Origin of the sequence: Caulobacter sp. S45, assembly GCF_009765965.1 — a bacterium.
Classification (GTDB): Bacteria; Pseudomonadota; Alphaproteobacteria; order Caulobacterales; family Caulobacteraceae; genus CAHJWH01.
The window spans coordinates 86,442-112,748 of record NZ_LMUL01000005.1; the positions used below are offsets into that span (position 1 = coordinate 86,442).

A 26,307-nucleotide genomic window follows, 5' to 3' on the forward strand; every position below is an offset into this window, starting at 1 on the left:
CAGGGCCCGACGCGAACCGTCTGAACGGCCGCGCCCACGCTTTACCCCGCCTGTCGCTTTGGGCATTCAGGTCGGCGATATCAACGAAAGTTCACCCACAGTGGCCGATGGTTCATCTCGAGCGGGACCGGATCCGATCGACATTGAGGTTGGACTAACAATCCGGCGACTGCGCACCTCCCAGGGTAAGAGCCAGGCGACGTTGGGGAGTGCAATCGGCCTCACCTTCCAGCAGGTCCAGAAGTACGAGCGCGGCGCCAATCGCATCAGCGCTTCCATGCTGGTGAGAGTGGCCAAGGCGCTCGACGTCCAGCCCGCCGACCTCCTTCCCACGACCGATGCGCCCCGCCTTCCGCCGGCCATTCGCCATTTCGCCTGGGTGCACGGGACCGACGAGCTGGTGGCGGGCTATGCCGCGATCAAATCCATCCGTCACCGCCGCGCGGTCCTCGTGCTGGTGCGCAATTTGATGGACGAAGGTCCCCAAGAAGACCGTGAGCCCCAGGCCTAGCGCCTCCGTCGCCTCCCGAAACCTGTGCATGTTCGAACTCGGCGGCTCGACTCTCGGCCGCCCCCGTGTTCTCTATCCGTTCTGGGGATGGAGGTGGGGTTGGACAGCGGAATTGTCGAATGGGGAGGCGTGCGCTTCCTGGCGCTGCATCACCATGACGGTCACTTCTTCCGTCAGCCCGGGCTGTTCGGCCTGGTCCAGCGCATGGGCGATCAACGCGCCCTGCTCTACATCGGCCACACCGACAACATCGCGCTGGGCTGCAAGCCGTATGGGGTCTGGGAGGACGCCCTGCGGCTTGGAATGAACGAGCTCCACGTCGCCTTGCACGTGGTCGAGCGGATCGACCGGCTCGTCCTTTGCGGTCACATCGTCAAACGATGCGAACCGCTGCTCAATCTGATTGGCGAAACCGCCCCCGCGCTGGAGCCGGCGGTCCTAAAGCGCGCGGGAACCGGCTAGCTCTGACCTAGCCCCTCAAACCAATAGGGGCGGCCTTGCGGCCGCCCCTGCGTCTTAGCGCCGATGGTGAGTGTAGTGGTTGCCGGTGCGGCGGTTCACGTAATGGCCGCCCCGGTGGGACGAGCCGTGTCCGCCGCGATAGTGGCCGCCCATGGAACCGTAGTGGCCATGCCCGCGGGCTTGGGCGGCGCCTGCAACCATCAGGACCATGGCCACGCCGATCAGCATCGTTTTCATCTTACTTCCCCCAGGGCGGCGACGCCGCCCTGTGACTTCGGTGCGCCCGAACTTTGAGCCCAAGCCTCAGCCAGCCCACAATAGCCTCCCCACGCGCCGCTCGATCGTATACCAGATACAGAAACATGAATTTCTGTTTCCGCCCCCTCTGGGACTTCGGATACGGCGTTCGCGCGGTGGGGATTGCCGATGTGCAGGGCCAAAGTGATGTCTGCCTCCTCGGCAATCGCGCGATGCGCGATACGATGGTCGCTCGCGGCCTGCATCGTGGGTCTTGGCCTGCAGACCGACGCCGCGCAGGCAGCGGACCAGCCCATTCCGGCCCTCTCTCCGACAGCCTCCACGCCGGCCCCTCGCGCCAGGCTGATCGCCAGCTTCGATGGCCTGGGCCGCAGTTTCACCGGGCCCCAGGGGCAGGCTTTCGGACGCAATCCGTCGGACAATTCGCTGGCGGTCGGTCCGAACCACATCGTCCAGGTCGTCAACACCCGCATGGCGGTGTTCACCAAGGCCGGCGAGATGTTCGGCGAGACCGGCCGCGCGCTCTACGGGCCGATTGAGACGCGCAACGTGTTCCGCGGCTTCGGCGGTCCGTGCGAGGCGATCAACAACGGCGATGCGGTGGTCCGTTACGATCAGCTCGCCAACCGGTGGCTGATCGTCATGCCGATCTTCACTCGCACCCCTCGACGCGGGCCCGAGCCCCCTGCGCTCAAGGCCGGCCAGCCCGCGGCGCTTAGCCAACCCGGCCGCCCCGACCAGCCCGGCCCCGCCCGGCCGCTGTTTCAGCCCGCCGCCGCACCGCTGGACGTGGCGGTGGAGGGCCGCGCGCCCGAGCGGCCCAAGGGGCCGGACACCGGTTCCTATGCGATGTGCTACGCGGTCAGCGCGACGCCGGACCCGCTCGGCGCCTATTACCGCTACGAGTTCGTGCGCCCGCTGTTTCCCGACTATCCCCGGCCGGCGCTCTGGCCCGACGGCTACTACGTTCCCAGCAGCACCGGCGACCAGGTGATCCAGAAGCAGGCCTGCGTGGCGGAGCGGACCAAGATGCTGCGCGGCGAGCCCGCCCGCGAGCTCTGCGTAATCGTCGATGGGGTCAACTTCCTCAACAACGCCGACCTGGATGGCAAAATTTTGCCGCCGAAGGGCGCGCCCAATCTCGTGATCGCGGCGGGCGGGTCGCAGCTTCTCGGCAAGACGGGCGACGACGCGCTCTATTTCTGGAAATTCCATGTCGACTGGGATCATCCGGCGCGCACGACGCTGAGCGGGCCGCTCCGCCTGCCGGTGGCGCCCTATCGCTACCTGTGCGGCGGCCAACTGACCAAATGCACGCCCCAGCCGCGCGTGGAGATGAAGCTCGACTCCCAGGGCGACAAGATCACCCAGCGCTTCGCCTATCGCCGTTTGCCGGCCGGAGAGGCGCTGGTCGCCACCCACTCGGTGGCGGACGAGGCCGGCGGCGGCGCGGTGCGGTGGTACGAGCTGCGGCTCGACCACAACCGCGACCCGGTGCTGCGCCAACAGGGCACGCTCGCGCCCGACGCCAGCTTCCGCTGGATGCCCAGCCCGGCGATGGACCGGTTCGGCGACATCGGCGTGGGCTATTCCTTCGGCGACGCCAGCACCTATGTGGGCCAGCGCTTCGCCGGCCGCCTCGCCGACGATCCGCCGGGCGCGATGGGCGCGGAGACGGTGCTGGTCCACGGCCAGGCCGCCCAGGCCGACACCTTGCGCTGGGAAGACTACGCCGAGACGGTGGTCGATCCCGTCGACGACTGCACCCTATGGTACGTCGGCGATTACTTGCGGGCGGGCGACGCTGCCTATTCCACCCGGATCGGGGCGTTCCAGCTCGGCGCCTGCGGGCGGTAGCAACCTGGCGTTCGCTCCGGCGGAGCGCACTGACGGGGTCAGTCTGGTCCGCTCGCGCCGGTGTTTGCGCCGGGCCTAGCACCTGTCCGCCTCGACGCGCAGGGCCGCCCAATTCCCCAGGGTCGCATCGAGCGCCCGGCTGACCTGGGCGTAACCGCTCTCCGTATCCAGGGCGGGCGGCCCCGTCGGCGCCGTCCACCGCCTGCGCGAGCGCGTCCAAGGCCGTCAGGTCCGTCGTTCAAGCGCCCAAACCGGACATGAGCTTCCCTCCAGAAATGCGACATGACCAGCGCTGGCTAGGCTCGATCCCCGCCCAGCCTTCATGTCTGGAGGTGGGGTACAGCGGACTCGACGTTCGCCGAGAAGCGGACATGCCCGAAGGGCGACTTTCTGGAACACGGCGCGTGGCAGAGGGCGACCCATGGTGGCCAGGCATTGTCAAGCATGAGCGTGTTGGCGACATGGGAGCAGTAAGTGCGCGTGAAGGGTTTCTCGCGCTCAGCCCGCCCCTCGGTGTGCGCCGATCGCCTTGCCCCACAGATCGCAGTGATACTCTTTGGCGTACGGCGCCAGCAGATGAGGCTGGCCGATATCGAGCGAAAGAATGGCGTCGCGATCACGCGAATAGGCAATCCAGGGGGCGCCCAAGCGGCCCGTGCGCGCGAAGCTGGTCCATGCCGCGATCATGCGGCGCGACAGCGCCTGCTCGGCGGGGACGAGGGAATGGGCGCTGCCCTGGCCGCCATGGAAGCCCGGGAACAGGAACTGCAGCTCGGCGGTGTGGTAGGCGCCCATGGGATAGCTGACCGATCCGAAGTAGGATGGAGCTGTGCGGTCGTCGAACTGGTAGGCGTAGACCGGCACGCGGCGGCTCCACATCCGGTCCAGGGTGCGGGCCATGCAGGCCTTGTAGCCCTCGGCGGCGGCGATCTCGGCCAGGCTGGGGCTGGCATAGGCGGTCAGGGGATAGGCGGCCTGCAGCGCCGGCGCATCCTCCGCCCCGAAGCTTTGCAGGTAATGGGCGAAGCCTTCGGCGGTCAGGGGCGAGGCCCCGTTCAGCTCGTCCAGGAAGAAAGCCTGCTCGTCGCCGACCAGGCCGGTCAGGATCGGGACCCGGTTGAACCGGCCCGAGCCGAAGGCCTCGAACGGGGATGCGGTGATCACCGTCCCGTCCGCCGTGGGGAACCCAGCCGCTACCAGCGGGATCATCGGCCCTTGGGCCTTCAGCACCTGCTCCACGCTCAGGGCGCGCAGGCAGGATGCATCCTGTCCCGCGCAGCCGGCCTTGGCGGCGAAGGTCCGGCCCGCCTCCAGCGCCTTGGCGGGCGGGATCTGCTCCACATGGGTGCCGCTCTGGTTGATCGCGCGCTGGAACAGGCCCGCCGCCGTGGGCGAGACGAGTTGCGCCATCACGCTGGTGCCGCCGCCGGACTGGCCGAAGATGGTGACGTTGCCGGGATCGCCCCTGAAGGCCGCTATGTTGCGCCGGACCCACTTCAGGGCTGCCTGCTGGTCCATGATCCCGTAGTTGGCGAACGGATGGCCCTCCGCATCCAGGGCCGGATGGGACAGGAAGCCTAGGGCGCCGATGCGGTAGTTTAGCGTCACTACCACCACGCCGGCACGCGCCAAGGCCGAGCCGTCGTAGTCGTCGCTCTCGCCGGAAAACAGGCCCCCGCCATAGAACCACACCATCACCGGCAGCCGCCGCTTCACTACGTCGGCAGGGGCGTAGACGTTCAGATACAGGCAGTCCTCGCTCACGCTGGGGCTGGCGAAGACGCCGCGCGGCGACTGGGGACAGGTCCCGCCGAAGCGCTCGGCCTTGCGCACCCCCACCCATGGCTTGACCGGCTCGGGCGGCCGCCAGCGCAATTCGCCCACGGGCGCCGCCGCATAAGGCACGCCCAGGAAGCGATCCACGCCCTCCATCCGTACGCCCGAGACCGCGCCGCCGTCCGTGCGCGCCTCGGGCAAGCCGGTCGGCTGCGCTCGCGCCAGGCCCGAAAGGCAGGCGAGGCCTAATGCGACGGCAACGCCCCGCAACACCGATCCGGCCCTGGTCATCCACATCCTCTCACCACCGTCCAGGCTCGACCCTTAGAGGGGATTTTGCGGACCGAGGGATATACGAATAGCAGATTGATATTTGATTTTATGATCACCTGAATACTGTATTTTACTTGCAGTAACGCAGGCCGGATGGTTCTTCCCAAGACAGGGTCGGCTCGCTCCTTTCTCGCCGGCCTCACCTCTAGGGGGAGGGTTCGCCCTCCCCCGTTTGCAGTTCCCGATCATCCCGGCCGCGAGGGCCGACGCTCATCCAGCGCCGCGGCCAGCCTGCGCGCCAGGCGCCTGAAGTTGTCAGCGAGGTGCTCGGCCAGGGGCGTCAGCGGCGCCCCGGCCTTCTTAATCAGGGCCAGCGACGTTACCGGCAGGGGCTCGGCGATCGGGATCGGGGCCATAACCGAGGCCACATGCTCGTTGGCCAGCAGGTTGTCCGGGAAGAAGGCGACCAGGTCGGTCTGGGGGATCAGTTCCAGCAGCGCAGGAAAGGATTCGCACGTCACCGCGATCCTCGGCTGGGGCGCGGACAGCTTTAGGAAGTGCGACGAGATGATCTCCACGAAGCTGGGGTCGTCGCTGGTCAGCATCAGCTCCGCCTCGGCCAGCTCCGCCAGGGTGCGCGCCTTGGCCAGCGGATGGCCGTTGCGGACCCAGGGGACGATCTGATTGCGCATCAAGATCTCGACCTCCACGTCGGCGGCGATGGTGGCGATGGGCATGCCGCCGACCGCGAAGTCGAAACGGCCCTGGCGCAGGCCCGACAGGGCGTAGTCGAACACGCCGCCGCCGATCTTCAGCTTGGCCGCCGGAAAGCTCTTGCGGAACCGGCCGACCGCTTCCGCCGCCATGACCATGGAGGCGACCGGCGACAGGCCCACCGCGACCGAGCCCGCCCCGCCCCCGCTCATCTGGCTGACCTCCTCGCGTGCGCGGCGCAGTTCGAGGTCGATCCACTTGGCGCGCTCGAAGAAGGCCTGCCCCGCCTTGGTGGGCGCACTGCCGGTGGCGGTGCGGGTGATCAGCATGGCGCCGAGCTGCGCCTCCAAGTCCTGCAGCGCCTTGGTCAGCGCCGGCTGCGAGACGCCCAGCTTAAGCGACGCGCCCCGGATGCTGCCGGTCTCGACGATGGCCAGAAACGCCCGGATGTAGCGAAGCTTCATAGCATCCCGCGACGCAAGCAGACCTGGAGTACGCGACATGAGCTGGGCCTGGAATGGTTCATCCACGGAGATACTATTTTTGCAGCCATATCGGAATTGGTTATCGCCAAGGTGGGTTGGCGCGTGTTCGCGGCATATGTAGATGTTCGGTCTATTCCTATAATTATCGATATTTTTCAATGTACTGGCTCAACGCCGAACCCGAATATTTTCCGGAGTTCACGGCGCCACCGCCCTTGACGCTCGCTTCGACGCACGCCGTTGACCTTGTACGATTGTCAGACCAAAATTCGAAACAATTTGGAATTGGAACGATGATCTGCAGAATACCACGCGAGATGATCGCCAAAATCTAGAAGCGGCGCATCCGGCATAACCACCGCATCACGATATGCTTGCTGATCGTACGCAACTAATGCGCCGATTGCTGTGAGCACTAAAAAAAATAATCTCGGGGGAGGAATGACGGGATCTTTGGAGATTTCAAGACGCGGACTGGTTGCGGGCGGCGCGCTGCTGGCGGCGTCGGGCGCGGCGGCCGCCGGCGTCCCGGGCTCAAGCCCGCGCACCTATGTGCTGGTGCATGGCTCCTGGCACGGCGGCTGGTGCTGGCGGGCGGTGGCCGCCGAGTTGCAGGCCCACGGCCACCGCGTGTTCACGCCCACCCTGCCCGGCATGGCCGAGAACGCCTTCATGAATTCGGCGGCGATCGATCTGAACACCCACATCAAATACCTGGTCGACTACTTCGCGTGGAACGACCTGAACGACGTGACCCTGATGGCCCATTCCTTCGCGGGCTGGTCGGTCTCCGGGGCGATGGAGCAGGTGAGCGGGCGCGTCTCCTCCCTGACCTTCCTGGAAGCCTTCATGCCCCTGGACGGCCAGAGCGGGGTCGAGGTGCAGACGCCGCAGAACGCCGCGGCCATGCGCGCCGCCCAGGCGCGTGGCGATGTCGGCTGGCCGCCGATTCCGGTCGCCGCCTTCGGCGTGCGCGATCCCGAGCAGGCGCGCTGGGTGGCGTCCAAGCTGACGCCCACCCCCATGGGCTGCTACTTCACCCGCCTGCACATCACCGATGGCCGCGAGCGGCCGGCGCGCAAGTTCTTCGTGCGCGCCTCGCGCTCGCCCATGCCGCTGTTCGACACCTACCTGGCCGCGGCGAAGACCAGGCCCGGCTGGCGAGGCCTCACCATCGAGAGCGGCCATGACGTGATGGTCGACAACCCGCAGGCGCTCAGCCGCTTCCTGCTCCAGACAGCCTAAGCCGGCCCGATCCGGCGCGGCCCAGGCCGCCCGCACCTTCACCAGCGCCTTCACCACCCTCGCGCGGCTCCGTCGCTGGAGACGGCCAGCTCGCGCCCATCGCCAACACAGTCCGAACAGCAACAGCCCGCAACGGGCGGCAAATACATCTCGGGGGAAGTTAGACATGAACAAGCTGAAGCAACGGCTTCTGGTCCAGACGGCGGGCGGTACGCTGTTCGCCCTGCTCCTGGCGGCGATGGCGGCGCCGGCCCTGGCGCAGGATCAAACCGTTCCGGCCGCGCCTACTCCGTCATCGAACGAGACGGCGCCGCTGACAGTGACCAGCCCTCGCCCCGGCCTCTCCACGCGCCCGGACGCCACCACGCCGGACCAGCAGGTGCTGTCTGGCAACAATCCATCCTCCCCGCCCCGGGTCGGAGAAACGCCGGCGCCCGTCGCCAACGGCTTCATCGCCGCGGGCGAGACCCCCGGCTACCTGTTCAACCTGGCGACCTTCGGCGAGGGGCCGGGCAACACCCTGGCCAAGTACGGCGTCTATCTGCACGGCGCGACCCAGATGTCGACCATCTCGCCGATCAGCGGCGGCCACAAGCAGGTCACCGACTATCAGGATCTCGGCTATTACGGCTTTGACGTCGACCTGCAGAAGGCGATCGGCATTCCCGAGGCCTTGTTCGACGTCACGGTCAGCGCCCAGTTCGGCAATACGGCGGGCAGCACCAGCAGCATCGGCTCCTTCACCTTCATGCCCTACGCCAATACGCCCGACGTGCGGCTGATGAACTTCTATTACGACCAGGGCTTCTTCGACCACAAGATCGAGATCACGCTCGGCCGGATGATGACCGGCTATACCGGCACGCCCTATCTGTCGCCCGGCATCCACGCCACGGCCTGGGCCTGCTCGTTCATCTCGACCTCGTGCGGCACCACGTTCGCCTACGCCCTGAACTCCAATAAGACGCCCTACTATGTGGGCGAGTGGGCCGGCACCATCACCCTGCATCCCGCGCCGCACTGGTATCTGAAGGGCGGCGTCTACGAGAACGAACCGATCGAGGCGACCACGCCCGATCATGACGGCTTCCCGGGGCGCGACTGGAGCATCAACCGGGCCAACGGGGCCATCTTCCCGGTCCAGCTCGGCTACATCACCTCGCCAGTCGATTCCGCCTATCCCACCAACTTCCACATCGGCGGCTATTATGACAGCGCCACCTTCCCCGACGACGTGCTCAACGCCAAGGGGCTGTCCATAGCGCTGCACCCCGGCGCGCCCCTGATCGACCAGGGGGTCTACGGCATCTATACGGCCCTGCAGCAGACCGTCTGGCGGTTCAGCCCGGACCGGCGCAGCAACCGGGGGTTGGCCCTGTTCGCAACCGGGGACTGGGATGTCACCGGCATCAAGACCATGCAGCAGCAGTACGACTTCGGCTTCATCCTCACCGGGCCGTTGGCCAGCCGCGCCGCCGACACCGTGAACTTCCTGTTCGAGACCCAGGTGATCGACAACCGCGAGCGCGAGGCGCGGGACCTGCTGGCCCTGGCCCACAACATCGCCGGCTACCACATGGGCGACCAGACCGGGTTCGAGCTCAACTACGCCGTGGCGCTGGCCCCGGGGTTCAACTTCGCGCCCTACATCCAGTACGTCAAAAATCCCGATCAGCTCGACCTGGTCCTGCCGGACCCGAAGGACACCCACGCCCTGTCCTTGGGCATGCGGGCCACCATCCGCCTGGACGTCCTATTCGGCCTCCCCCAGCCCAGGTAGGGCGCCACTATGGAGTCGACCAGCGACTGCTTCGCGCCCATAGCCGCCACTCGAGTTCTGCCGGAAAGCCGACCTCCCGGCCAGCTGTGGGAGCGGCTCCGACGCTACATGAAGGTCTGAAGCTGGAGGTGGAATGGACTCACGGCTGCCACCACGTAGCGATCGCTCCACAGCGAGATCCTGGGAGCGCGCGAATACAGGCTGTAATGCAAGTGGTTAGCTCTGCTATCGTTCGGCGATTAGCAAGCTGGTCACCGCGCTGAAGGAGGCTGACCCGCCGATGCCGCATCGAGACGACATCAATCCGACCTTCGCACGCGGATGAATTTCGCGGGTCGGCCCTATGCCCAGCTCGGCATCGCCGAATTGGAGCGCTTGGTGCAGGATGCGCCCGATCGGCGCTCGACAAACGAAGCGATCCTCGCCGAGTTGAGGTATCGCAAGGTCGCTCGCGCCCAGGCGTTGCAGAAGCGGCTGGAAGAGATGCTCGCGTCGGCAGACGCAGTCGTGACGCCGCCGGTATCGGCGCCATCCAATTCTTTCGGGCCGTCGCCCACAATTCCCCTACCGATCTCGCGACCTGCCGCGCCGCTGCCCGAGCGCGAGACAATCGCCAACGATCCTCAGGATATCCTGCGCGCCTGGACCGTGCTGGAGGTGCTTTCCCCAGCGACGTTCAGGAAGCCTGCCGATCTTGCCGGCGGCGACGTGCGGCGCATCGCCCGCTTCGACCGCGGCCTTCCGTGGGCGGATGGGACCGCGAAGGGACCGCCGGGCGCACGCCTCTATTTTCAGATCGTGCTCGGCTCGGTCGTCATGCAGCCCGCGATCGACGGCTTGCTCCAGCGCTTCGCCGACAACCGTCCCGAGCGACCGCAGGCACGAGGCGAAACGCCGCTGGCCGTCATCATCGTTGATCGCGAGGGAAGACCGATTCCCGATGCCTGCGCGGTCGTCTCAAGCTTCGGCTGGGGGCTGCCGCAGGCGCTGGCCGGCGATCCGGCCTCGCTCGGCCGCTGGTCAGAGGAAGAAGACCGGATCCAGACCGCGCTTCACGAGCTGTTGTATCGCGAGAGCGAGGACGGCAAGGCGCTCCCGCTTGACGAAACCGCGATCACGTCCGCCTGGCGTTGGCTGGTCGGCACGTTCGGACTCGACGACGCCATGCTGAAGCCTTCGTCCTTCGCGGTGCGCAGCACGGTGCCGTTCAAGTCCAGCGAGCCGCCCGAGCCGCTGCTGCTCAACAGCTTCTTTCTCAAGGATATCGGCAAGGCGATCGCGTTGTTCGCGAAGAACGAGGCGCCCAACACGCTGAAGCGCTTCCTCGGCGCGATGCCGCCCGAAACGCGGCGCGATCTCCTACATGACGAGGAGGCGATCGAGACCGTCGTCGCACCCGCGCGTTTCCCGTCAGGGCGATGGCCCGGGCCGGGGCGCCATCCGCTAGTGCTGATGCAGCAGGCCGCGGTGAACCTCGCCACGGCGCAGCGGCCCGGCGAAATCCTTGCGGTCAATGGGCCACCCGGCACCGGAAAAACGACGCTGCTGCGCGATGTCGTCGCCGCGCTCGTGACCACGCGCGCCGGGGTTATGGCGGCCTTCGACGATCCGGAGAAGGCGTTCGCCGCATCGGGCGCCAAGCTCAACCTTGGCGGGGCATGGATCCACCTCTACCGGCTCGACCCGCGCCTGAAGGGCTTCGAGATGCTGGTGGCCTCGTCGAATAACAAGGCGGTCGAGAATGTCAGCGGCGAGCTGCCCGCGATCGGGGCAGTCGCCGACGACGCGCCGGGGTTGCGCTACTTCAAACCAATGGCGGACGGCCTGCTCGGACAGGAAAGCTGGGGCGCCATCGCCGCGGTGCTTGGCAATGCCGGCAACCGCAGCGCCTTCAAGGACCGCTTCTGGTGGACCGAGGACACCGGCCTCTTCAGCTACTTCAAAGCGATCGACGGACGCAAACCCGAGATCAGCCTGCCTGACGGGAGCAAGCGCCCCCCGCGCATCGTCAGCGACCTCGACCCACCCCTCGATCATCGCGCCGCGCTGCGGCGTTGGCAGGCGGCGCGGACACGGTTCCTGGCATTGGAGAAACAGGTTGCCGCCACGCGCGAGCGCGTCGAGCTGTTCCGCCAGCGGTATCGCTATCTTCCGGCACTTGAACGGGTGTTCGAAGCAGTGCGCGCGCATGGTGCGGAACGACCCGGCCTGATCCAGCGCCTTCTTGGACTGCGTCGATATCGAGCCTGGAAGAGAGAGCACGACCCGTTGTCGTCAGCACTCGCGAGCGTTGGCACGCAGGCGGCTGATGCGAAGCTGTTGCCGTCCGGTCTGCCGCAACGGCTGACACGATCCCCCTGGCTTGGCTTCCATGCCGAGGTTCACGCAGCGGAGATCGATGCGCTGCTGGCGCCCATGCTCGTGGATTGGCGGCGCGAACGGGAGGCCCGACAGGCGACCGCGATCGACGATGCGTTCTTCGAAACCGGTGCGGAGCGCATCCAGCCATCCGCACCGTGGTTCACGGCGGGGGAGCACCGCGAGCGCGATGCGCTGTTCGAGGCGGCGCTCGATCTGCACCGCGCCTTCGTCGACGCCGCCGCCAAGCCATTGCGGCAGAACCTTGGCGCCGCCCTTCAGGTGCTCGACGGCAAGGGTCTGGGCGAGCCAACGAAGGATGCGCTGATCCCCGACCTCTGGTCCAGTCTGTTCCTCGTCGTGCCGGCGATGTCGACGACCTTCGCCTCGGTCGGCACAATGCTTGGCCGCCTGTCGCCAGCCTCGCTCGGCTGGCTGCTCGTCGACGAGGCCGGGCAGGCGTCGCCGCAACAGGCGGTCGGCGCCATCATGCGCGCCGGCCGCGCAATCGTTGTCGGCGATCCAATCCAGGTCCCGCCAGTGGTCATGCTCCCCGATCGGCTGACGAACGCCATTTGCCGAACCTTCGGCGTCGATCCCGGACGCTTCTCGGCGCCTGCCGCCTCGGTGCAGACCCTGGCCGACGACGCCACCGCCTGGTTCGCCGAATTTCCGGCGCGCATGGGCAGCCGGACAGTCGGCGTACCACTGCTCGTCCACCGCCGCTGCTCTGAGCCAATGTTCAGCATAGCCAACCGGGTCGCTTACGAGAACCTGATGGTCCAGGCCAAGGTGGCGAAACCGTCGCCAATCCGCGATCTGCTCGGACCGTCTTGCTGGATCGATGTCATTGGATCGGGCGCCGACAAATGGTGCGCCGAGGAAGGGCGCGAGGCGGTCGATATGATCGAGCGTGTCGTCGCCGCCGGCCTCAAGCCGGACCTATATGTGGTGACGCCGTTCGTGCAGGTCGCGGACGGCTTGCGCCGCATGATCAGGGAAAGCCCGGTCCTCGGCTCCGCCATTCCCGATCTTGATCGATGGAGGTACGAGCGGGTTGGCACGATCCACACTGTCCAGGGCCGGGAGGCGGAGGTGGTGATCTTCGTGCTCGGCGCGCCAAACGCCGACCAGACCGGCGCGCGAGCCTGGGCCGGCAAGGAACCCAACCTACTCAACGTCGCAGTGACGCGAGCGAAGGAGACGGTGTATGTCGTCGGCAACCGTGGGCTCTGGCGCTCGGCCGGCGTCTTCGCTCAGCTTGATGCCGCGTTGGAATAGCTACGCGCAGGCGATCGATGAACCTCAACCGCTCGCTCCTTCGACACTACGATTGTGCCTTTTGATTAGTGCTGGCAGTCCAACGTTAGAGCAAATTTCGACCACCAAGCATCGTAATCTGCAGTGATGCAGCAGTCTTTGTACCTGGATGGGGTGAAGGCACCTAGGAAAAGCTGCGAATCATAGGAAATATGCTTCAAGCCCCTGTGCCGGGAGCGGCTTGGGCCAGGAGCGCGGCCGTGATTTCAATCGATTATCACCGCCACTGCTCCCCACCGATGTGGTCCTCTATGCGCCCTTAGGCGACATGCCCGTTGCTCCAGCTTTGCGACATTTAGGGCGGCTACGGTCGGGCCGATCGGCGGCCGAAGTTGGGGGTGAAGCGGACGCCTCTCTCTCGCCGGAGAGCGGACATGACCGGAAGTTGAGTTTCTGGAGCAGAGTCCATACGTGCTGGCGACCCAAAAGCTGCCGTTAGTTGGTGCCCAAAGCCAGTGGGTGCTCCAGATAACGAGCCCCATCCCAAGGAGCTAACCTATTACCTTCGACCGCCACCGTCGATCTAACAAATCACCGACAAGACACGCTTCCGCCCCTATGTGAGCATTGCGTCCAATTAAATGGAACATACACCCATCGACCTGAAGCCGCTGAGCCATCAGGCAATTTCGGGCTCATTCTGAATTTAGTCATCACTTGTAACGTTGCTGCACCAAAGCCGTATCCGCTTGGTTCCTCTTCTTGTACTCGGCAGGTGTCCAATTTTCCATTGATCGTCACTTGGCAGAGCGCAACAACGTGAGCACCCACGCCCTTATCTAAGGCTTGGTCAGGATAAGCGAAGGCCATATCATCGCCAGATGGCAGGGACACCCACTTCGGCTTTTTAATCACATCTGAGTCGGCGGGATTTGGCAGCGCTGACCCATCTTGATGCTCAACCGTCTGCGCTCTGACTTGCACGCCTGCCGAGATCAACAAAGCGGCGGTGGAGATAATCAACACTCGGCGCATCAAGAGCCTTTCGCAGGGTCGCCACATTCGCGGCGGGTTAGTCGATTTTCGCTGCTAACGTAGGCGGTACGCAACCCCCCTTCTTCTGACACGGGCAGTCGGCATCGTCCAAAGGCTACACCCTGGCTTCGCGCCCTGTGTGGACCTCGGGTAATCGCGGTCGGGCATTGATTTGCCGATAGTGCCGTGATCCGGGCGAGGCCCGGTTGCCAGCACCATCGGAGAGATCAAGATGCCATTATACGTGGGATTGGACGTTTCGCAGAAGACGACCGCGGTTTGCGTGGTGGATCAGCAGGGCAGACGTCATTGGCGCGGTGCCTGTGCGACGGATCCATCGGCCATCGCGTCGCTGGTGCGCCGGCGTGCCGGCGTCGATGCGAAGGTCGGCGTTGAGACAGGATCGATGACCCCCTGGCTCGTCCATGGCCTGCGGGACGCCGGCTTAGTCGTAGTGTGTCTTGACGCCAGGCGCGTGAAGGCCGCTCTGCAGATGCGGCTCAACAAGACCGATCAGAACGACGCCGAGGGGTTGGCCCAGGTGGTGCGGACCGGTTGGTACCGAGCTGTCCACGTCAAGTCTCTGGACTCCCACCGAGCCCGATCTCTTCTCGGCGCCCGGGCTCAACTCGTCGGCATGAGAACGCGCCTGATCAACATGATCCGCGGTGTGCTGAAGACCTTCGGCATGCTGCCGGGATCCGGCCGAGGCCGGCAGTTTGAGCGCCACGTCGAGTCCCTGCTCCAAGAAGAGCCCCAGGTTACGACGATCGTGCGTCCGTTGCTGAATGTCTTGCGACAGCTCGAGGAGCAGATCACAACGTTCGACAAGGCTGTTCAACGACAGGTTCGAGCTGATCCGACCTGTCGATTGCTGATGACGGCGCCCGGGATCGGGGCCCTCTCTTCACTCGTCTACGTCAGCACGGTCGAAGATCCCCAACGCTTCTCCCGCTCGCGTTCAGTGGGAGCCCATCTTGGCCTGACGCCCCGCCGTTATCAGTCTGGCGAGATTGACCGCAGCGGGCGCATCTCACGGTGCGGCGACGGTCTGGCGCGCACGCTGATGTACGAAGCCGCCATAGTTATCCTGCACCGGGTCAAGCGAGCCTCGCATTTGCGTGACTGGGCGCTGGCGATTGCGCAGCGGGCCGGCCCAGGCAAGGCGCGCGTGGCCTTGGCTCGCAAGCTGTCTGTGATCCTTCACAGCGTCTGGAGATCTGGAGAGCCATTCCGCTGGTCAACTCAAACGCAGGAGGCTTAGCCACACCCAATCGTCCGCTATCACCGGACGGACGTGTCGCCCTCGGGCGAAGGTGTGGGTGACTGCGTGGCTAGGGCCGTTGGGCCCGCTACTGGGCGTGAGCCCGTTGTGGACCTTGCAGCTCCTGCGCTTCCGACCGGACCAGATGTTGCGGCGGCAGTCGCCGACCGCGGAGAGAACCATGACCCGGGCGGGCGGTACAACATTCGGCTTGACGACGGAGCTGCGATTAGAGAACGGCTCCCCGTTGGCAAGGGTGTTAGTGAGCGTTCTGCAGAGATGGTCGGTACGGCCATGTGTTCGGCCTCGTGATGCGGTGCTAAAGACCGCGGGCCATGACGCCTTCCTCGCGCGTATCGAGCCCCAACCAATTGCACGCACTCGAGGTGCTGGGCGCAAGAACGGGGTTTCTCGATCCGGCGGTTCTAACCGGCTTTCTGCATCAGCTCCTGTTCGCCCTTTCCAACTCGTCAGCGCAGCCGGGCTGCACTTAGCTCTACGTGGCGAGCGGCTCGCGATACCGCTCACCGCTCGTCATCATCGCCCAAACCATGCGGGCGGTCTTGTTGGCCAGCGCCACGGCGGCAACCTTCGGCTTACGCCGGGCGAGGAGCTGCATCAGCCAGGCCCGCTGCTCCGCGGATCGCCCGGCGTGTCTGATGACTGCCATGGCGCCGACCACGAGCATCTGGCGCAAGTAGCGATGACCCGCCTTGGAGATGGAGCCTAGCCGCTCCTTGCCGCCGCTAGAATTCTGTCGAGGTACCAAGCCGATCCAGGCGGCGAGGTCGCGCCCAGACCTGAAGATGGCCGGGTCGGCGACGGCTGCGACCAGGGCGCTGGCGAGCACCGGTCCGATGCCCGGCACCTCCATCAATCTGCGCCCGACTTCGGTGCGTCGAGCGTCGGCGATGATGCGCCGATCGTTCTCTAAGATCTGCTCTTTCAAGGTTTTGAGTTGAACGGCCAGCATCTTCAAACAGGTGCGCGCGTCGGCGGGGATGCGGCGATCCGTGGGGTCTTCGATGACGCCAAGCAGCCGCTCCATGCCGAGCCGCCCAATCGGAGCGACGATGCCGAACTCGGCGAGGTGGGCGCGCATGGCGTTGGTGAGCTGAGTTCGTTGCCGGCAAAGGACGAGCCGCACACGGTGCAGCATCATAGCGCTCTGCTGCTCCGGGGATTTGATCGCTACAAAGCGCATCGTCGGGCGGGTGACCGCTTCGCAAATCGCCTCCGCATCGGCCGCATCGTTTTTGCCCCGCTTAACGTAGGGCTTCACGTACTGCGCTGGCATGAGCTTCACCTGGTGGCCAAGCGCCATCAGCTCACGCGCCCAGTGATGGGATGGGGCGCACGCCTCCATGCCGACAAGGCAAGCTGGTTGCTTGGCGAAGAACGCAACTAACTGAGGCCGCCTAATCTGCCGGCGGACGACAATACCCCCCGCCGCGTCGACGCCGTGCACCTGAAACACCGACTTCGCCAGATCCAGACCTATTGTGACTACCTGACTCATGGCTCTCTCCTGTTCTGTAGAAGCTCTATGCTCCCGCAGGGGTGGAGAGCCGTCCACCGCATCAATTGCCGACATCAGTTCGGCTCCAGAAGCCGGACATTTGGGTGGATGTCCGCAAAGGTCGGTGCAGAGGTCGGTGAAAGGCGAAGCCCGTCCGCCAGCAAGGACCCGATCCGGTTTCGACAGCAGTGAGCCCGAACCTGCCGCTTACCAGCACCACAGCCTGGGTAGACAGGCTTGACTGGGGCGCCCAAGCTCGTCCGTGGACGGCTTAGCGACAGGACGCAGTGAAGTGAAACTCCCGAAGCTGTTCGAAGGCGTTCGCCCAATAACCCGGGAGACAGTGGCGCGCGACGGGCTGGCCGGCGTGACCATCGCCGCCATGAGTATTCCCCAGGTGCTGGGCTACGCCCGCATCGCGGGCATGCCGCTGGTCAGTGGGCTCTATACAGCTCTGCTCGCGCCGGTCGCCTTCGCCGTGTTCGGGTCGTCGCGCCATCTGGTGGTCGCGGCCGACTCGGCCACGGCGGCGATCCTCGCGGGTTCAGTGTCGACGATGGCGGCGCCGGGCAGTCCAGCCTACCTGTCGTTAATCACAGCCGTGGCGCTTCTGACCGGCGGCTTTCTGCTCCTGGCCCGGATTCTGAAGCTGGGTTTTCTGGCCGATTTCCTGTCACGCACCGTGCTGGTCGGCTTCCTGGCGGGCGTGGGGGTGCAGGTCGGGGCGGCCATGGTCGGCGACATGATCGGGGTGCAGACGCCCGCACGCCACACCCTGGTCCAGGTCTGGCAGATCGGCTCCGGCGTCCAACGCCTCAGCGTCTCCACGCTCGCCCTCTCCGTCCTGGTCGTCTCGGGCATCCTCCTCGGCAAGCGGTTCGCGCCGCGAGCGCCGCTGGCCCTGGCGTTCGTGGTCGGGACGATCCTCGTCAGCCACGCCCTGAACCTGGCGGCGCTGGGCGTGGCCATGCTCGGCCCGTTGCAGACGGGCTTGCCGAGCTTCGCCCTACCCAGGGTGAGTTGGAGCGAGGCGATCGCGCTGCTTCCGGTCTCCGCGTCTTGCGTCGTCGTCATCCTGGCCCAGAGTTCGGCCACATCGCGCGCCTTTGGCGAGCGCTACGGCGAACGGGTGGACGAGGACGCCGACATCCTGGGCCTGGCCGCGGCCAACGCCGTGGCGGCGATCGGCGGCGCCTTCGTCGTTAACGGCAGTCCCACCCAGACGGCCATGGCCGAGCGCGCCGGAAGCCGCAGCCAGTTCGCGCAGCTGGTGTTCTCCCTCAGCGTGCTCGTCGCCCTCCTAACCGTCGTTGGGCTGCTGAAGGACCTGCCCCGATGCGTGCTGGCGGCGATCATCTTCACGATCGGGATCGGCCTCGTGGATATTCAGACGCTCCGCGCCATGCGGCGGGAGAGCCCCGGAGAGTTCATGCTGGCGCTCACAACAGCCGCCGCCGTGGCCGGGCTCGGGGTCGAGCAGGGGGTGTTGCTGGCGGTCTTGCTGTCGCTGCTGCGGCACGTGCGCCATAGCTACAAGCCCCATACCGCGGTCTTGCAGCACACCCTCGAGGCCGGATGGCAGGAAGAACCGGCGACGCCGGGGGTCGAAAGCGCGCCGGGCCTGATCGTCTACCGCTTCAACGCCGACCTGTTCTACGCCAACGCTTTCCGTTTCACGGACGAGGTTCGGCGGCTGGTGCAGGCGGCGCCGGCGCCTACCCGCTGGCTCGTGGTCGAAGCCGACGCGATCACTAATCTCGACTACTCGGCGGCGCGCACGCTGGAAACCCTGTTGGAGGACCTGAAGAAGCGCGGAGTCGAGATCATCTTCGCGCGGGTGGGCCCTACCCTACGCGCTGACATGGACCGCCATGGTGTAACGGCTGCAGTCGGAGCGGAGCGAATCTTTACAACCCGGCACGAGGCGCTGAGGCTGGCGCACGACGGCTAGGATGCGCCCAAAGCGGCCACCAACCTTCTGCCAGAAAGACGACATCCGCGGGCCTAAAGAGAGGCCCCCGAGGTCCGACGGGATGTCCGAAGCTGAAGGTCAGCTGGACTCGCGGCCGCAGCCACGTAGCGGACGTGGGAGAGCGCGAGTTTCTAGAGCCACGCTTACACGTGCTGGTGACCCACTGCCGCCCTGGTCGAAAGCGGTCTTTCAGACCATGCTGGGGCGTGCCGTGCGCGGGGGAACTATCGTGAAGTGGCTGACCGGACTAGCAGCGCTTCTATCTTCGCTCGCCACTCCTGTTGGCCTACTCGCGGCGGACGCCACTCAACCGCCTTCCGTTGACGCTTACATTCACCCGCAGACGCGCGTCCGCCTGCCTGATGGCAGGAACTTCAATCTCGTGTGCGAAGGCAAAGGGACGCCCACTGCCATACTCGACGGAAGCTTAAGCCAGTGGAGCTTCGAATGGCGAGCTATACAGCCGGCATTCTCGCAAATAACGCGAACGTGCGCCGTGGACAGAGCGGGTTTCGGCTTCAGCGATCCAGGGCCTCTGCCGCGTGATGCGGCTGCCGAAGTCAGCGACTTACAGGACGCTCTGCGGGCGGCTAAGATCGGCGGCCCTTATGTGCTCGTCGGCCATTCTCTCGGCGGCCAGGAAATGCGCCTCCTGGCCTATCGATGGCCTAAATTAGTTGCCGCTATTCTTTTAATCGACCCTGGTATCGAGCACGTGAGCAAGCGTCTTTCATACCCTCCGGGGTATCTGAAGGCAGATTTCCCATTCTACACATACTGCTTTCAGCAGGCAGTAAGCGGGAAAATCGTGCCCGGAGCGAAGCGGGCGCCCGACGAAGACGCCTGCGCTGATCAACCTAACCCTGCAAGACCCATTGCGGATCAGAAAGGGATCGTCGCAATCGAGACCCGGCCATCAATCTTTTCAACCATCATGGCCGAGATCGATAGCCAGGACACAAGCTCTTCGGCCGAGATCGATGCGGCCCGACACCCTCTCGGCTCGATACCCTTGGTGATCCTCTCCTCCGACAAGGTGCATTTTACGGCGGATACACCCGCAGGCGTCGATTCGGACGCCTTCTACAAGGCATGGATCGCTGCCCACGTTGATCAGGCAAGGGATTCGTCGCAAGGCGAGAACCGGATCGTTGATGGAGCCAGCCATTGGATTTTCAATGAGCGTCCAGATGTGGTGATAGCCGCTTTCCGTGAGGTTGTCGGGGAAGCTCGTCATCAGCTAACGCAGGCCCTCGCCAGATAGCGCGTGGTTCTCGCTTAGCCGAGGGCGCGAGGTCCGCTCGCCCCCCTCCCGTCAGCGGCCCGACCCCAATTTTTCCTCATGCTCCGGCTGCGTTTTTATCCTTTGCCGTTGGGCATGGAGCAGGCGACCGTTGCGCCGACACATCATGGGGAGGTCGTCATATGAACGAATTCATAGGCCGCAGCCGATGGGTGCGCGCAGGGTGCTGTCAGTCGAACGCGAACTTGTCTCCGGTCAGGCATAGCTCGCCCAAACCCGAGCGAGCTCTACCCAACGACCTGCCGCCACTCAGCCAGGGCGGCTGAGCGTCGGTCCTTGTAGGTTGTGCGGCTGACGAGGTGGCGCTCCTGGCTGAAGTGATTGTGCACGGTCCCGTGCACCGAGGCGAAGGTCTGGAGTGTTTTCATCCTCCGAAACCGCAGCATCGCCCGTTCTCGTCGTCGAAAAGGCTGGTGTGAATTCTCAGCCCGGTTGTTCACCCAACGGCCAATCTCCTGGCGCTCCGTGCCGCCGATCTCCTTCAAGGCCGCGCCGTAGGAACGCAGGCCGTCGGTGACGATGGCCTTGGGACGGCCATGGCGCTTCATAGCCTTCTTGATGAATTTCAGCGCCGCCGCCTTGTCCCGCTCCTTGGTGACAAAGGATTCCAGCACCTCGCCCTCGTGGTCGACAGCCCGCCAGAGGTAGCGCATCTCGCCGTTGATGCGGACGTAGACCTCGTCCAGGTGCCACCGCCAGTGGGTATGCTGGCGCATCGCCTCGACCCGCTTCTTGCGGATCTCGTTGGCGAACATCGGCCCGAAGCGGGTCCACCACAGCCTCACCGTTTCGTGGCAAATGTCGATCCCCCGCTCATGCAGAAGGTCCTCCACGTTGCGCAGCGACAGCGGATATTTGACGTAAAGCATCACCACCAGGCGGATCACCTCTGGCGATGAGTCAAACCAGCGGAACGGGTTGGGCGGGGGCTTCCGGCGGGGCATGCCCTTCCCTACTCGGGACCACGCTCGCCGCAAGGTACATTTCAGCTGACAGTGCCTATGCCCTTTATCGGGCCCGAGATCGTCAGCCAACGCTGTTCCGAAGAAGACGGCCGAGGCGAATACCCTTCTGGCACTGCTGTGGATCGCGTGATTCAGCAGCTATTGCAGCCATCCCCCGTAATTACTGAAATCATAGGTCACCCTGGAGAAACATGGGCGCGCATAAGTGCGTGCCCATTCGCTTATCCAGTTGGCACGGGGATTCGCTGGCACACGGATCGGATCTATTCCGGCGCCTTCGTCTACTACGCCAATATGGAGTGGCGGCCGAATTGGGGAGGCGAGCTGTTGGTCGGCGGCGTCGTCGTCGAAGGGCCGGGGGTTTCGCCGGCTCATCGCCGGGGGCTATTTGGGGACGAGCACCTGCAATGGGGCGACAAAGGCGGCGCGGGCGTCTTTATTGCGCCGCTTCCGAACCGGCTCGTCCTTATCAGGGGAGGAACGCCGCATATGGTCAAACGCGTGGAGCCCGCTGCGGGGGATCGGCCGCGGGTGTCGGTAGCCGGCTTCTTTACGCCATGAGTCGGCGTGGCGTCGAAATGTGCGCGAGGTGACAAGGTGAGCAGCATCCTCCGCACGCACGTTCACGTCGGAGGCGGGCGGGCGCGTAAAATTCGTCCGGCCCGATTGGCATGCCTGCTGGGCGTTAGCCTCCTTGTTCACCTGGGCCTGCTGTCGTTGCTCGTTCTGCAGCCCCCGGCGAGGTTCAGGTTCCGGCAGGACCAGGACACCTCCTCGATGACGGCGGCGCTTGTACATCTGAGCGATCTGGCACCGCGGCAGGCTGACCGATCAAAGGACGCCGCCCCCGCCAATGACGCCGCCATTTCCGCCCATCGTGTTGCAGCACCCATTGCGCGCCCGAAAGCGCAAGACAAGACGCGCGCGCCGCCGCCAGCCATACCTCCCCCCTCGCCGCTCCGGGTGCCGCAACAGCAAGCACCGGCCGCGCAAGGCGGTCCGCCTAGCGCTCCAGGCACCGACGCCAGTTCCGGTGCCGAGGGACCGGGCGGCGCCGCTCCGACAAGGGGAGCAGTCAGTCATGCCCTGCAAGCGATGTTCCGCTGCCAATCGGGCAATCTTAGCAATCTTTCCCCGGAAGACCGCGCCAGCTGCGAACAACGCATTGGACGCGAAGCCAACAATGCCGGCCCGCCGGTCGACACCGTTCCGCCCGAAAAGCGCAAATACTACGATGCTATACAGCAGGCTTATCAAAGCTTGCATGATATCAGACCTCAATTCAACTTGGCAGGGCAGCGGGTTCTCGCTGGGCACCCGCCGGCCGTTGGCTGCAAATTCGGGAAAGGTTATGGAATTAAATGCCGCTTCATCCCGCCGCAGGGATTCTTGACGGAGGAAGCAGGCATTCCAAAACCTAAATGAGTGACTTTGGCTGTGGATAGGCGTGGAAAAAGGGCTCTGACGCATATTTGGTGGTGAAGATCATGGGACGCCGATGACGCGCGCCTGCAGGAGATCGATCTTGCCGCGACCGTACATCTGATGCTTCACGAGCTTGAGCTTGGTGATCGGTGCTGTCATCTGTAGACGGCCCCTGCTCTGCAAGAGTGAAGTTGGGCTGACTTTGCGATCTGTCGGGTTGCGGTCATCTGTCCGGCCTGTTGGCGCGGCGCTTGTGGCCGCTGGCCCTGATGGTGGTCCGCTGGCCAAGTCCCTCTCAGTCCAACGAGCTCGATAGCTCCGACAGCACCTCGGGTTGTCCTGGCCCTACGGCCGCGTTCAGATCGTCTCCATCATCCCTCATGCACCCGTACAGCTTGGAGCGGCGCGACGGCCGCGTGTTCGATCAGGCCGCCATCGGCCGGTAAACCTCTTCTCGCGTTAGCACCGCCCAGGCGATGCGCGCGGTCTTGTTGGCCTGGGCCACGGTGACCACGCGGGCGGGACGGCGCTCCAGCAGGTCTTTCAGCCAGGCCGAGGATGCGGCGTCGCTCGTGCGCGCCCGGCGGATCACCGAGGTGGCGCCCACCACCAGCAGCTTGCGCAGATAGCCGTCGCCCATCTTGGAGATGCGTCCCAACCGCGCCTTGCCGCCCGACGAGTTCTGCCGCGGAACCAGGCCCAGGAAGGCGGCGAGCTCGCGGCCGGAGCGGAAGACGCTCGGGTCGGTGATGGTGGCCGAAAGCGCGGTGGCGGTGATGATCCCCACGCCTGGAATGGTCGCAAGCCTCAGGCTGGCCCGGTCCTGGCGATGCCAGGCCAGCAGCCGTCGTTCCAGGTCGTGGATCTGGGCGCCAAGGGCGTCGAGCTGCCAGGCCATCGACAGCAGGGCCGATCTGGCGAGATCGGGCAGCGTATCGATCTCGGCCTGGCGCGCCTGTTCGATCAGGTCGTCGGCGTGGCGAGCGCCTTGCGGCGCGATCAGGCCGAACTCCGCGCAGTGACCACGGATGGCGTTGATCAGCATGGTGCGCTGCGAAAGGGACAGTTACGTCACCTCCGACCTCAACCCGTCCGAGATGTTTCTTGGCGACGAGCTCGAGTTCAACGCCGTGACCAAATACTTTTATATTGACCGAGCGCTGCCCAAGAAACGGCTATCCGAGGATGAGATGCTGGAGGTCAACAATATCTACCGCTCCATCGCCCAGAGCGACCAGGCGATGGGCCGCTGGTGGGTCACCGTTGGTGGCCTCGTCGCGCTCGGCTTCTGCCTCGCGGCCGCCCCTCTCCTCGTCTTTCGCAGGCGCGTCGAGGAGATCGGGCAACCGGGGTGAGCGATGGCAAGCGCTAGCCCAGCCATCTGGACGTCATTTTGCGCCCAAAGGCGACATACGGCCTCCGCCAGCAACACGACATTCAGCGGGCCCGATCGGCCGCCTCGTTGATGCCAGAGGTGTCATGAGTTGAGGGTAAAGCGGACATCGCCCTCAGGCCACTTAGCGGACATGGAGAAATGGCGAGTTCCTGGACGGGAGCCAGCCCGCACTGTCGACCCAAGGCCGACCCGGCGCGCTCACGAGCCGAGCCGCTTCTCCATGCGGTAGTTGTGGATTAGGACGCCCTTGAGCACGAAATCGCGCCGTTGAACGACAAGGAAGCCTCGCTTTTTGAAGAAACTACGCGCAAGTTCGCTGGCGTTCGTCGAGAGCAGGCTGATATTCCGTTGTTTGGCAGCTTGCTCAAGCTGCAAGTACAACGCTTTAACAATGCCCGTTCTTGTCGCCTCTGGTTCGCAATATAGATATTCGATATGACCAACTGGTGTGAGGTCGCCGTAAGCTATTGGCCTATCATGCTCATTGACGGCGACTAGGAAGACGCGACCGTCATTGGCTCGCTGAAGGTAGGCCTCCTCGGATGGTACGGCGGGCGCCCAAACTTCAACCTGAGACGGCGAATAGCGGGCAGACCCGACCTCGTGCACGGACCTGTATTCCACTCGCCCGAGATCGGCTGCGTCACGCGGCTGAAATGGGCGGACGAGCATGCCTTCAGCCTACCTGCGCTGCTGGGTCAGGGGCAACGGCTGACTCCCCCCCCTCGGACCAGCAAACCGACCGCTTCTAGGCCGCGCCCTCTCGCTAGTTGGCGAGGCAAGTATCGGGCCGATGCTTGCGGCCATTTTCGAACGAGGGCGTCGAGCTTCATCTGTCGTTGATGAAAACCGCCACCTTCACGCTCACGACGGAGTCCGGAGAGACGTAGGGGGCCCCGCCGTTGTCCCGTGCAACCACCGTCACGAGGCGGGCCGGTTCGAGCTCATACTGGTAGCAAACCGTGTGGTCGCTTTCTCCGGTGCAGGAGCTGATGCGGTCGAGGTCTCGGAGCTTTGCAGCCTTCATCGTGGACAGCCCGTCGCACTTCATGCTGTCTGGCAGACAAGGTGTGAGCGTTCCCGCCCTCGCCCCGGTCAAGGTTGCGTCGAGTATGTTCACGGCTCGCGCGGCTTCCAAATCGTTGGGCGCATCGAACCAATGGGCGGTCGCGTCGACACCCAGGCGTTCGCAATCCTCCTCCCGCACCCGTGTATATTCTGGACCGCTCCAGGCCAAAGGCGGTGCGCGGCGCAGGGCGAACTGCGCATCGGCTTCGATGCTGTACGGTCGGAGCGGCCGGTCCGCGTACGAACCGTCGTGAGTCGCCACCGTGTATCGAAGCCGCACTACATCGCGTCGACAGAGCCCTTCGTACCCTGTCCTGAAGGCACGCGTTGGCAACCCGACGTCCCGCAGCCAGAGCCCACGGCCCTGGCGGATCGGATCGACGGATTGGAGAACCGAGAGGAGATCGTCTCTGACGATCCTGTCGGCTTCGTTGAGCGACAATGCCTTCATCTGCTGCGTCGTGAGTTGGTGCGGTTCGGCTCCAGGTGCAGAGCCGGCGACGAACGCTGCAATTGCCGCCACAGCCCAAAACGCAATCTTGCGGGCTTCCCGCCGAAACGTACGCATGGCTCCTCTCGCATTCTGCCGACGGCGGCTGCAACCATAAGCCTGCAAGGGTAAGTAGAAAAAGGGCGAAGGTCTCTTTTCCACCCCCTCCGGCTGTCTACCACGTCCGCTTCGTGGCGGCCGGGCCCACGGGCTAGGACACGGTGCCTGGCCAAGGCTACGCGCCCATCGCTGACATGCCAGTTGCTCCAGCTAGACGACATTCAGATGGGTCACCGGCGGCCTAACCGGGGGCGTTGAATGGCCGAATGTGCGGAGGAGTGGACATGCGAGGATTTCCGCTTAGCGGACTCGCCCCCGCGACCGCTTTCCGGCGAGGCAGCGCTGAGCGACCTCAACCCTCAACTGCCGCCCGGCATGCCCGGCCGCCCGCTTAGAGTTAGCGTGCGAGCAACCGAAGCGTGTGACACTCCGGCAGTCGCACAACTTTCCGGTCCCTAAATATGCTGACATTCTTTGCCATGCTCGCTGCCGTAACCTCTAGCCCCAGCTTCGACTGTCGTAAAACGACCACAAGCGTTGATCGAACAATATGCGCCTCTCCCGAACTTGCCGCTCTCGACGCGAGGCTTGCGATCGCGTTTAGCGGCCTGCAAGCCAAGGCAGAATACAACTCGGGGAACGCGGAGCTGATGGAGCAACGGCTCTGGCTCCGACGGCGGACAGAGCGCTGCCCAGACGGAGTTGCCCTGCCTGCTTGCCTTATCAAGCTCTACCAGATGCGGCTTGGGGAGCTGGAAGCGGCGCCAAAAGCCATGGCAGACGGACTAGACGGGCCGTTTGACCCGAACGCGCCCAGGTCTGACCCAAGTT

Annotated in this window: 21 protein-coding genes and 1 pseudogene; 13 read left to right on the top strand and 9 right to left on the bottom strand. The window is 64.9% G+C overall.

The window, feature by feature from the left end; all coding sequences use genetic code 11:
* Positions 1 to 58: 58 nt before the first annotated feature.
* Positions 59 to 511: a helix-turn-helix domain-containing protein gene (locus tag GSQ87_RS03465; RefSeq protein WP_254062724.1), complete on the top strand. Its 453-nt coding sequence runs from the start codon at positions 59 to 61 to the stop codon at positions 509 to 511.
* 99 nt (positions 512 to 610) lie between these two features.
* Positions 611 to 973, top strand: a complete 363-nt coding sequence (locus GSQ87_RS03470) for a hypothetical protein (protein WP_158913247.1) — start codon at positions 611 to 613, stop codon at positions 971 to 973.
* Between the two features lie 54 nt (positions 974 to 1,027).
* On the opposite strand, the gene GSQ87_RS03475 is transcribed toward GSQ87_RS03470, so the two are convergent.
* Complete coding sequence (locus tag GSQ87_RS03475) at positions 1,028 to 1,210, bottom strand: hypothetical protein (RefSeq protein WP_158913249.1); 183 nt, start codon at positions 1,208 to 1,210, stop codon at positions 1,028 to 1,030.
* 267 nt (positions 1,211 to 1,477) lie between these two features.
* Between GSQ87_RS03475 and GSQ87_RS03480 the strand changes: the two genes are divergently transcribed.
* The gene (locus tag GSQ87_RS03480) at positions 1,478 to 3,088 is read left to right on the top strand and encodes a hypothetical protein (protein ID WP_158913251.1); all 1,611 of its coding nucleotides are present in this window, start codon (positions 1,478 to 1,480) and stop codon (positions 3,086 to 3,088) included.
* 498 nt (positions 3,089 to 3,586) lie between these two features.
* On the opposite strand, the gene GSQ87_RS03485 is transcribed toward GSQ87_RS03480, so the two are convergent.
* Together GSQ87_RS03485 and GSQ87_RS03490 are read right to left on the bottom strand one after the other, a co-directional pair.
* Positions 3,587 to 5,155, bottom strand: coding sequence for a carboxylesterase/lipase family protein (locus GSQ87_RS03485; protein ID WP_158913253.1), 1,569 nt, complete (start codon positions 5,153 to 5,155; stop codon positions 3,587 to 3,589).
* 227 nt (positions 5,156 to 5,382) lie between these two features.
* Complete coding sequence (locus tag GSQ87_RS03490) at positions 5,383 to 6,315, bottom strand: LysR substrate-binding domain-containing protein (RefSeq protein ID WP_158913255.1); 933 nt, start codon at positions 6,313 to 6,315, stop codon at positions 5,383 to 5,385.
* Positions 6,316 to 6,777: 462 nt separating this feature from the next.
* Between GSQ87_RS03490 and GSQ87_RS03495 the strand changes: the two genes are divergently transcribed.
* From GSQ87_RS03495 to GSQ87_RS03505, 3 genes are all read left to right on the top strand, one after another.
* Positions 6,778 to 7,581, top strand: a complete 804-nt coding sequence (locus GSQ87_RS03495) for an alpha/beta fold hydrolase (RefSeq protein WP_158913256.1) — start codon at positions 6,778 to 6,780, stop codon at positions 7,579 to 7,581.
* 166 nt (positions 7,582 to 7,747) lie between these two features.
* Complete coding sequence (locus tag GSQ87_RS03500; protein WP_158913258.1) at positions 7,748 to 9,361, top strand: carbohydrate porin; 1,614 nt, start codon at positions 7,748 to 7,750, stop codon at positions 9,359 to 9,361.
* 321 nt (positions 9,362 to 9,682) lie between these two features.
* Positions 9,683 to 13,000 carry a DEAD/DEAH box helicase gene (locus GSQ87_RS03505; protein WP_158913266.1) on the top strand — a complete coding sequence of 1,106 codons (3,318 nt, stop codon included), beginning with the start codon at positions 9,683 to 9,685 and terminating at the stop codon, positions 12,998 to 13,000.
* Positions 13,001 to 13,570: 570 nt separating this feature from the next.
* Here GSQ87_RS03505 and GSQ87_RS03510 read toward each other — a convergent pair.
* Entirely contained in the window at positions 13,571 to 14,005 is a 435-nt protein-coding gene (locus GSQ87_RS03510; protein ID WP_158913268.1) for a TonB family protein, read from the bottom strand.
* Positions 14,006 to 14,246: 241 nt separating this feature from the next.
* Here GSQ87_RS03510 and GSQ87_RS03515 point away from each other — a divergent pair, with 241 nt between their 5' ends.
* A complete protein-coding gene (locus GSQ87_RS03515) occupies positions 14,247 to 15,278 on the top strand; it encodes an IS110 family transposase (protein ID WP_158913270.1) in 1,032 nt (343 codons plus the stop codon).
* Positions 15,279 to 15,774: 496 nt separating this feature from the next.
* Here the strand turns inward: GSQ87_RS03515 and GSQ87_RS03520 are convergent, their stop codons facing one another.
* Entirely contained in the window at positions 15,775 to 16,797 is a 1,023-nt protein-coding gene (locus tag GSQ87_RS03520; RefSeq protein WP_158913272.1) for an IS110 family transposase, read from the bottom strand.
* A gap of 292 nt (positions 16,798 to 17,089) precedes the next feature.
* Between GSQ87_RS03520 and GSQ87_RS03525 the strand changes: the two genes are divergently transcribed.
* Together GSQ87_RS03525 and GSQ87_RS03530 are read left to right on the top strand one after the other, a co-directional pair.
* Positions 17,090 to 18,748, top strand: coding sequence for a SulP family inorganic anion transporter (locus GSQ87_RS03525; protein WP_216838949.1), 1,659 nt, complete (start codon positions 17,090 to 17,092; stop codon positions 18,746 to 18,748).
* Positions 18,749 to 18,998: 250 nt separating this feature from the next.
* Entirely contained in the window at positions 18,999 to 20,033 is a 1,035-nt protein-coding gene (locus GSQ87_RS03530) for an alpha/beta fold hydrolase (RefSeq protein WP_158913274.1), read from the top strand.
* Positions 20,034 to 20,299: 266 nt separating this feature from the next.
* Here GSQ87_RS03530 and GSQ87_RS03535 read toward each other — a convergent pair whose 3' ends face one another.
* Positions 20,300 to 21,016, bottom strand: a complete 717-nt coding sequence (locus GSQ87_RS03535) for an IS6 family transposase (protein ID WP_158913276.1) — start codon at positions 21,014 to 21,016, stop codon at positions 20,300 to 20,302.
* A gap of 57 nt (positions 21,017 to 21,073) precedes the next feature.
* Between GSQ87_RS03535 and GSQ87_RS23035 the strand changes: the two genes are divergently transcribed.
* Both GSQ87_RS23035 and GSQ87_RS03545 read left to right on the top strand, forming a co-directional pair.
* Entirely contained in the window at positions 21,074 to 21,598 is a 525-nt protein-coding gene (locus GSQ87_RS23035; protein ID WP_158913278.1) for a 2OG-Fe(II) oxygenase, read from the top strand.
* A gap of 36 nt (positions 21,599 to 21,634) precedes the next feature.
* Positions 21,635 to 22,462 carry a hypothetical protein gene (locus GSQ87_RS03545; protein WP_158913280.1) on the top strand — a complete coding sequence of 276 codons (828 nt, stop codon included), beginning with the start codon at positions 21,635 to 21,637 and terminating at the stop codon, positions 22,460 to 22,462.
* A gap of 424 nt (positions 22,463 to 22,886) precedes the next feature.
* On the opposite strand, the pseudogene GSQ87_RS03550 reads toward GSQ87_RS03545, so the two are convergent.
* A pseudogene (locus GSQ87_RS03550) lies at positions 22,887 to 23,528 on the bottom strand (IS110 family transposase); the annotation flags it as partial.
* Between GSQ87_RS03550 and GSQ87_RS03555 the strand changes: the two are divergent.
* Positions 23,491 to 23,817, top strand: a complete 327-nt coding sequence (locus GSQ87_RS03555; protein WP_158913283.1) for a hypothetical protein — start codon at positions 23,491 to 23,493, stop codon at positions 23,815 to 23,817. The pseudogene GSQ87_RS03550 and the gene GSQ87_RS03555 overlap by 38 nt on opposite strands.
* 239 nt (positions 23,818 to 24,056) lie before the next feature.
* On the opposite strand, the gene GSQ87_RS03560 is transcribed toward GSQ87_RS03555, so the two are convergent.
* Both GSQ87_RS03560 and GSQ87_RS03565 read right to left on the bottom strand, forming a co-directional pair.
* Positions 24,057 to 24,467 (bottom strand): GNAT family N-acetyltransferase, encoded by a 411-nt coding sequence (locus tag GSQ87_RS03560; protein ID WP_158913285.1) that lies wholly within the window; start codon positions 24,465 to 24,467, stop codon positions 24,057 to 24,059.
* Positions 24,468 to 24,687: 220 nt separating this feature from the next.
* Positions 24,688 to 25,494 (bottom strand): hypothetical protein, encoded by an 807-nt coding sequence (locus GSQ87_RS03565; protein WP_158913287.1) that lies wholly within the window; start codon positions 25,492 to 25,494, stop codon positions 24,688 to 24,690.
* A gap of 461 nt (positions 25,495 to 25,955) precedes the next feature.
* On the opposite strand from GSQ87_RS03565, the gene GSQ87_RS23040 reads away from it, so the two are divergent.
* Positions 25,956 to 26,307 (top strand): lysozyme inhibitor LprI family protein (locus GSQ87_RS23040; protein ID WP_371416642.1); only part of this gene is annotated, 352 nt, incomplete at its 3' end.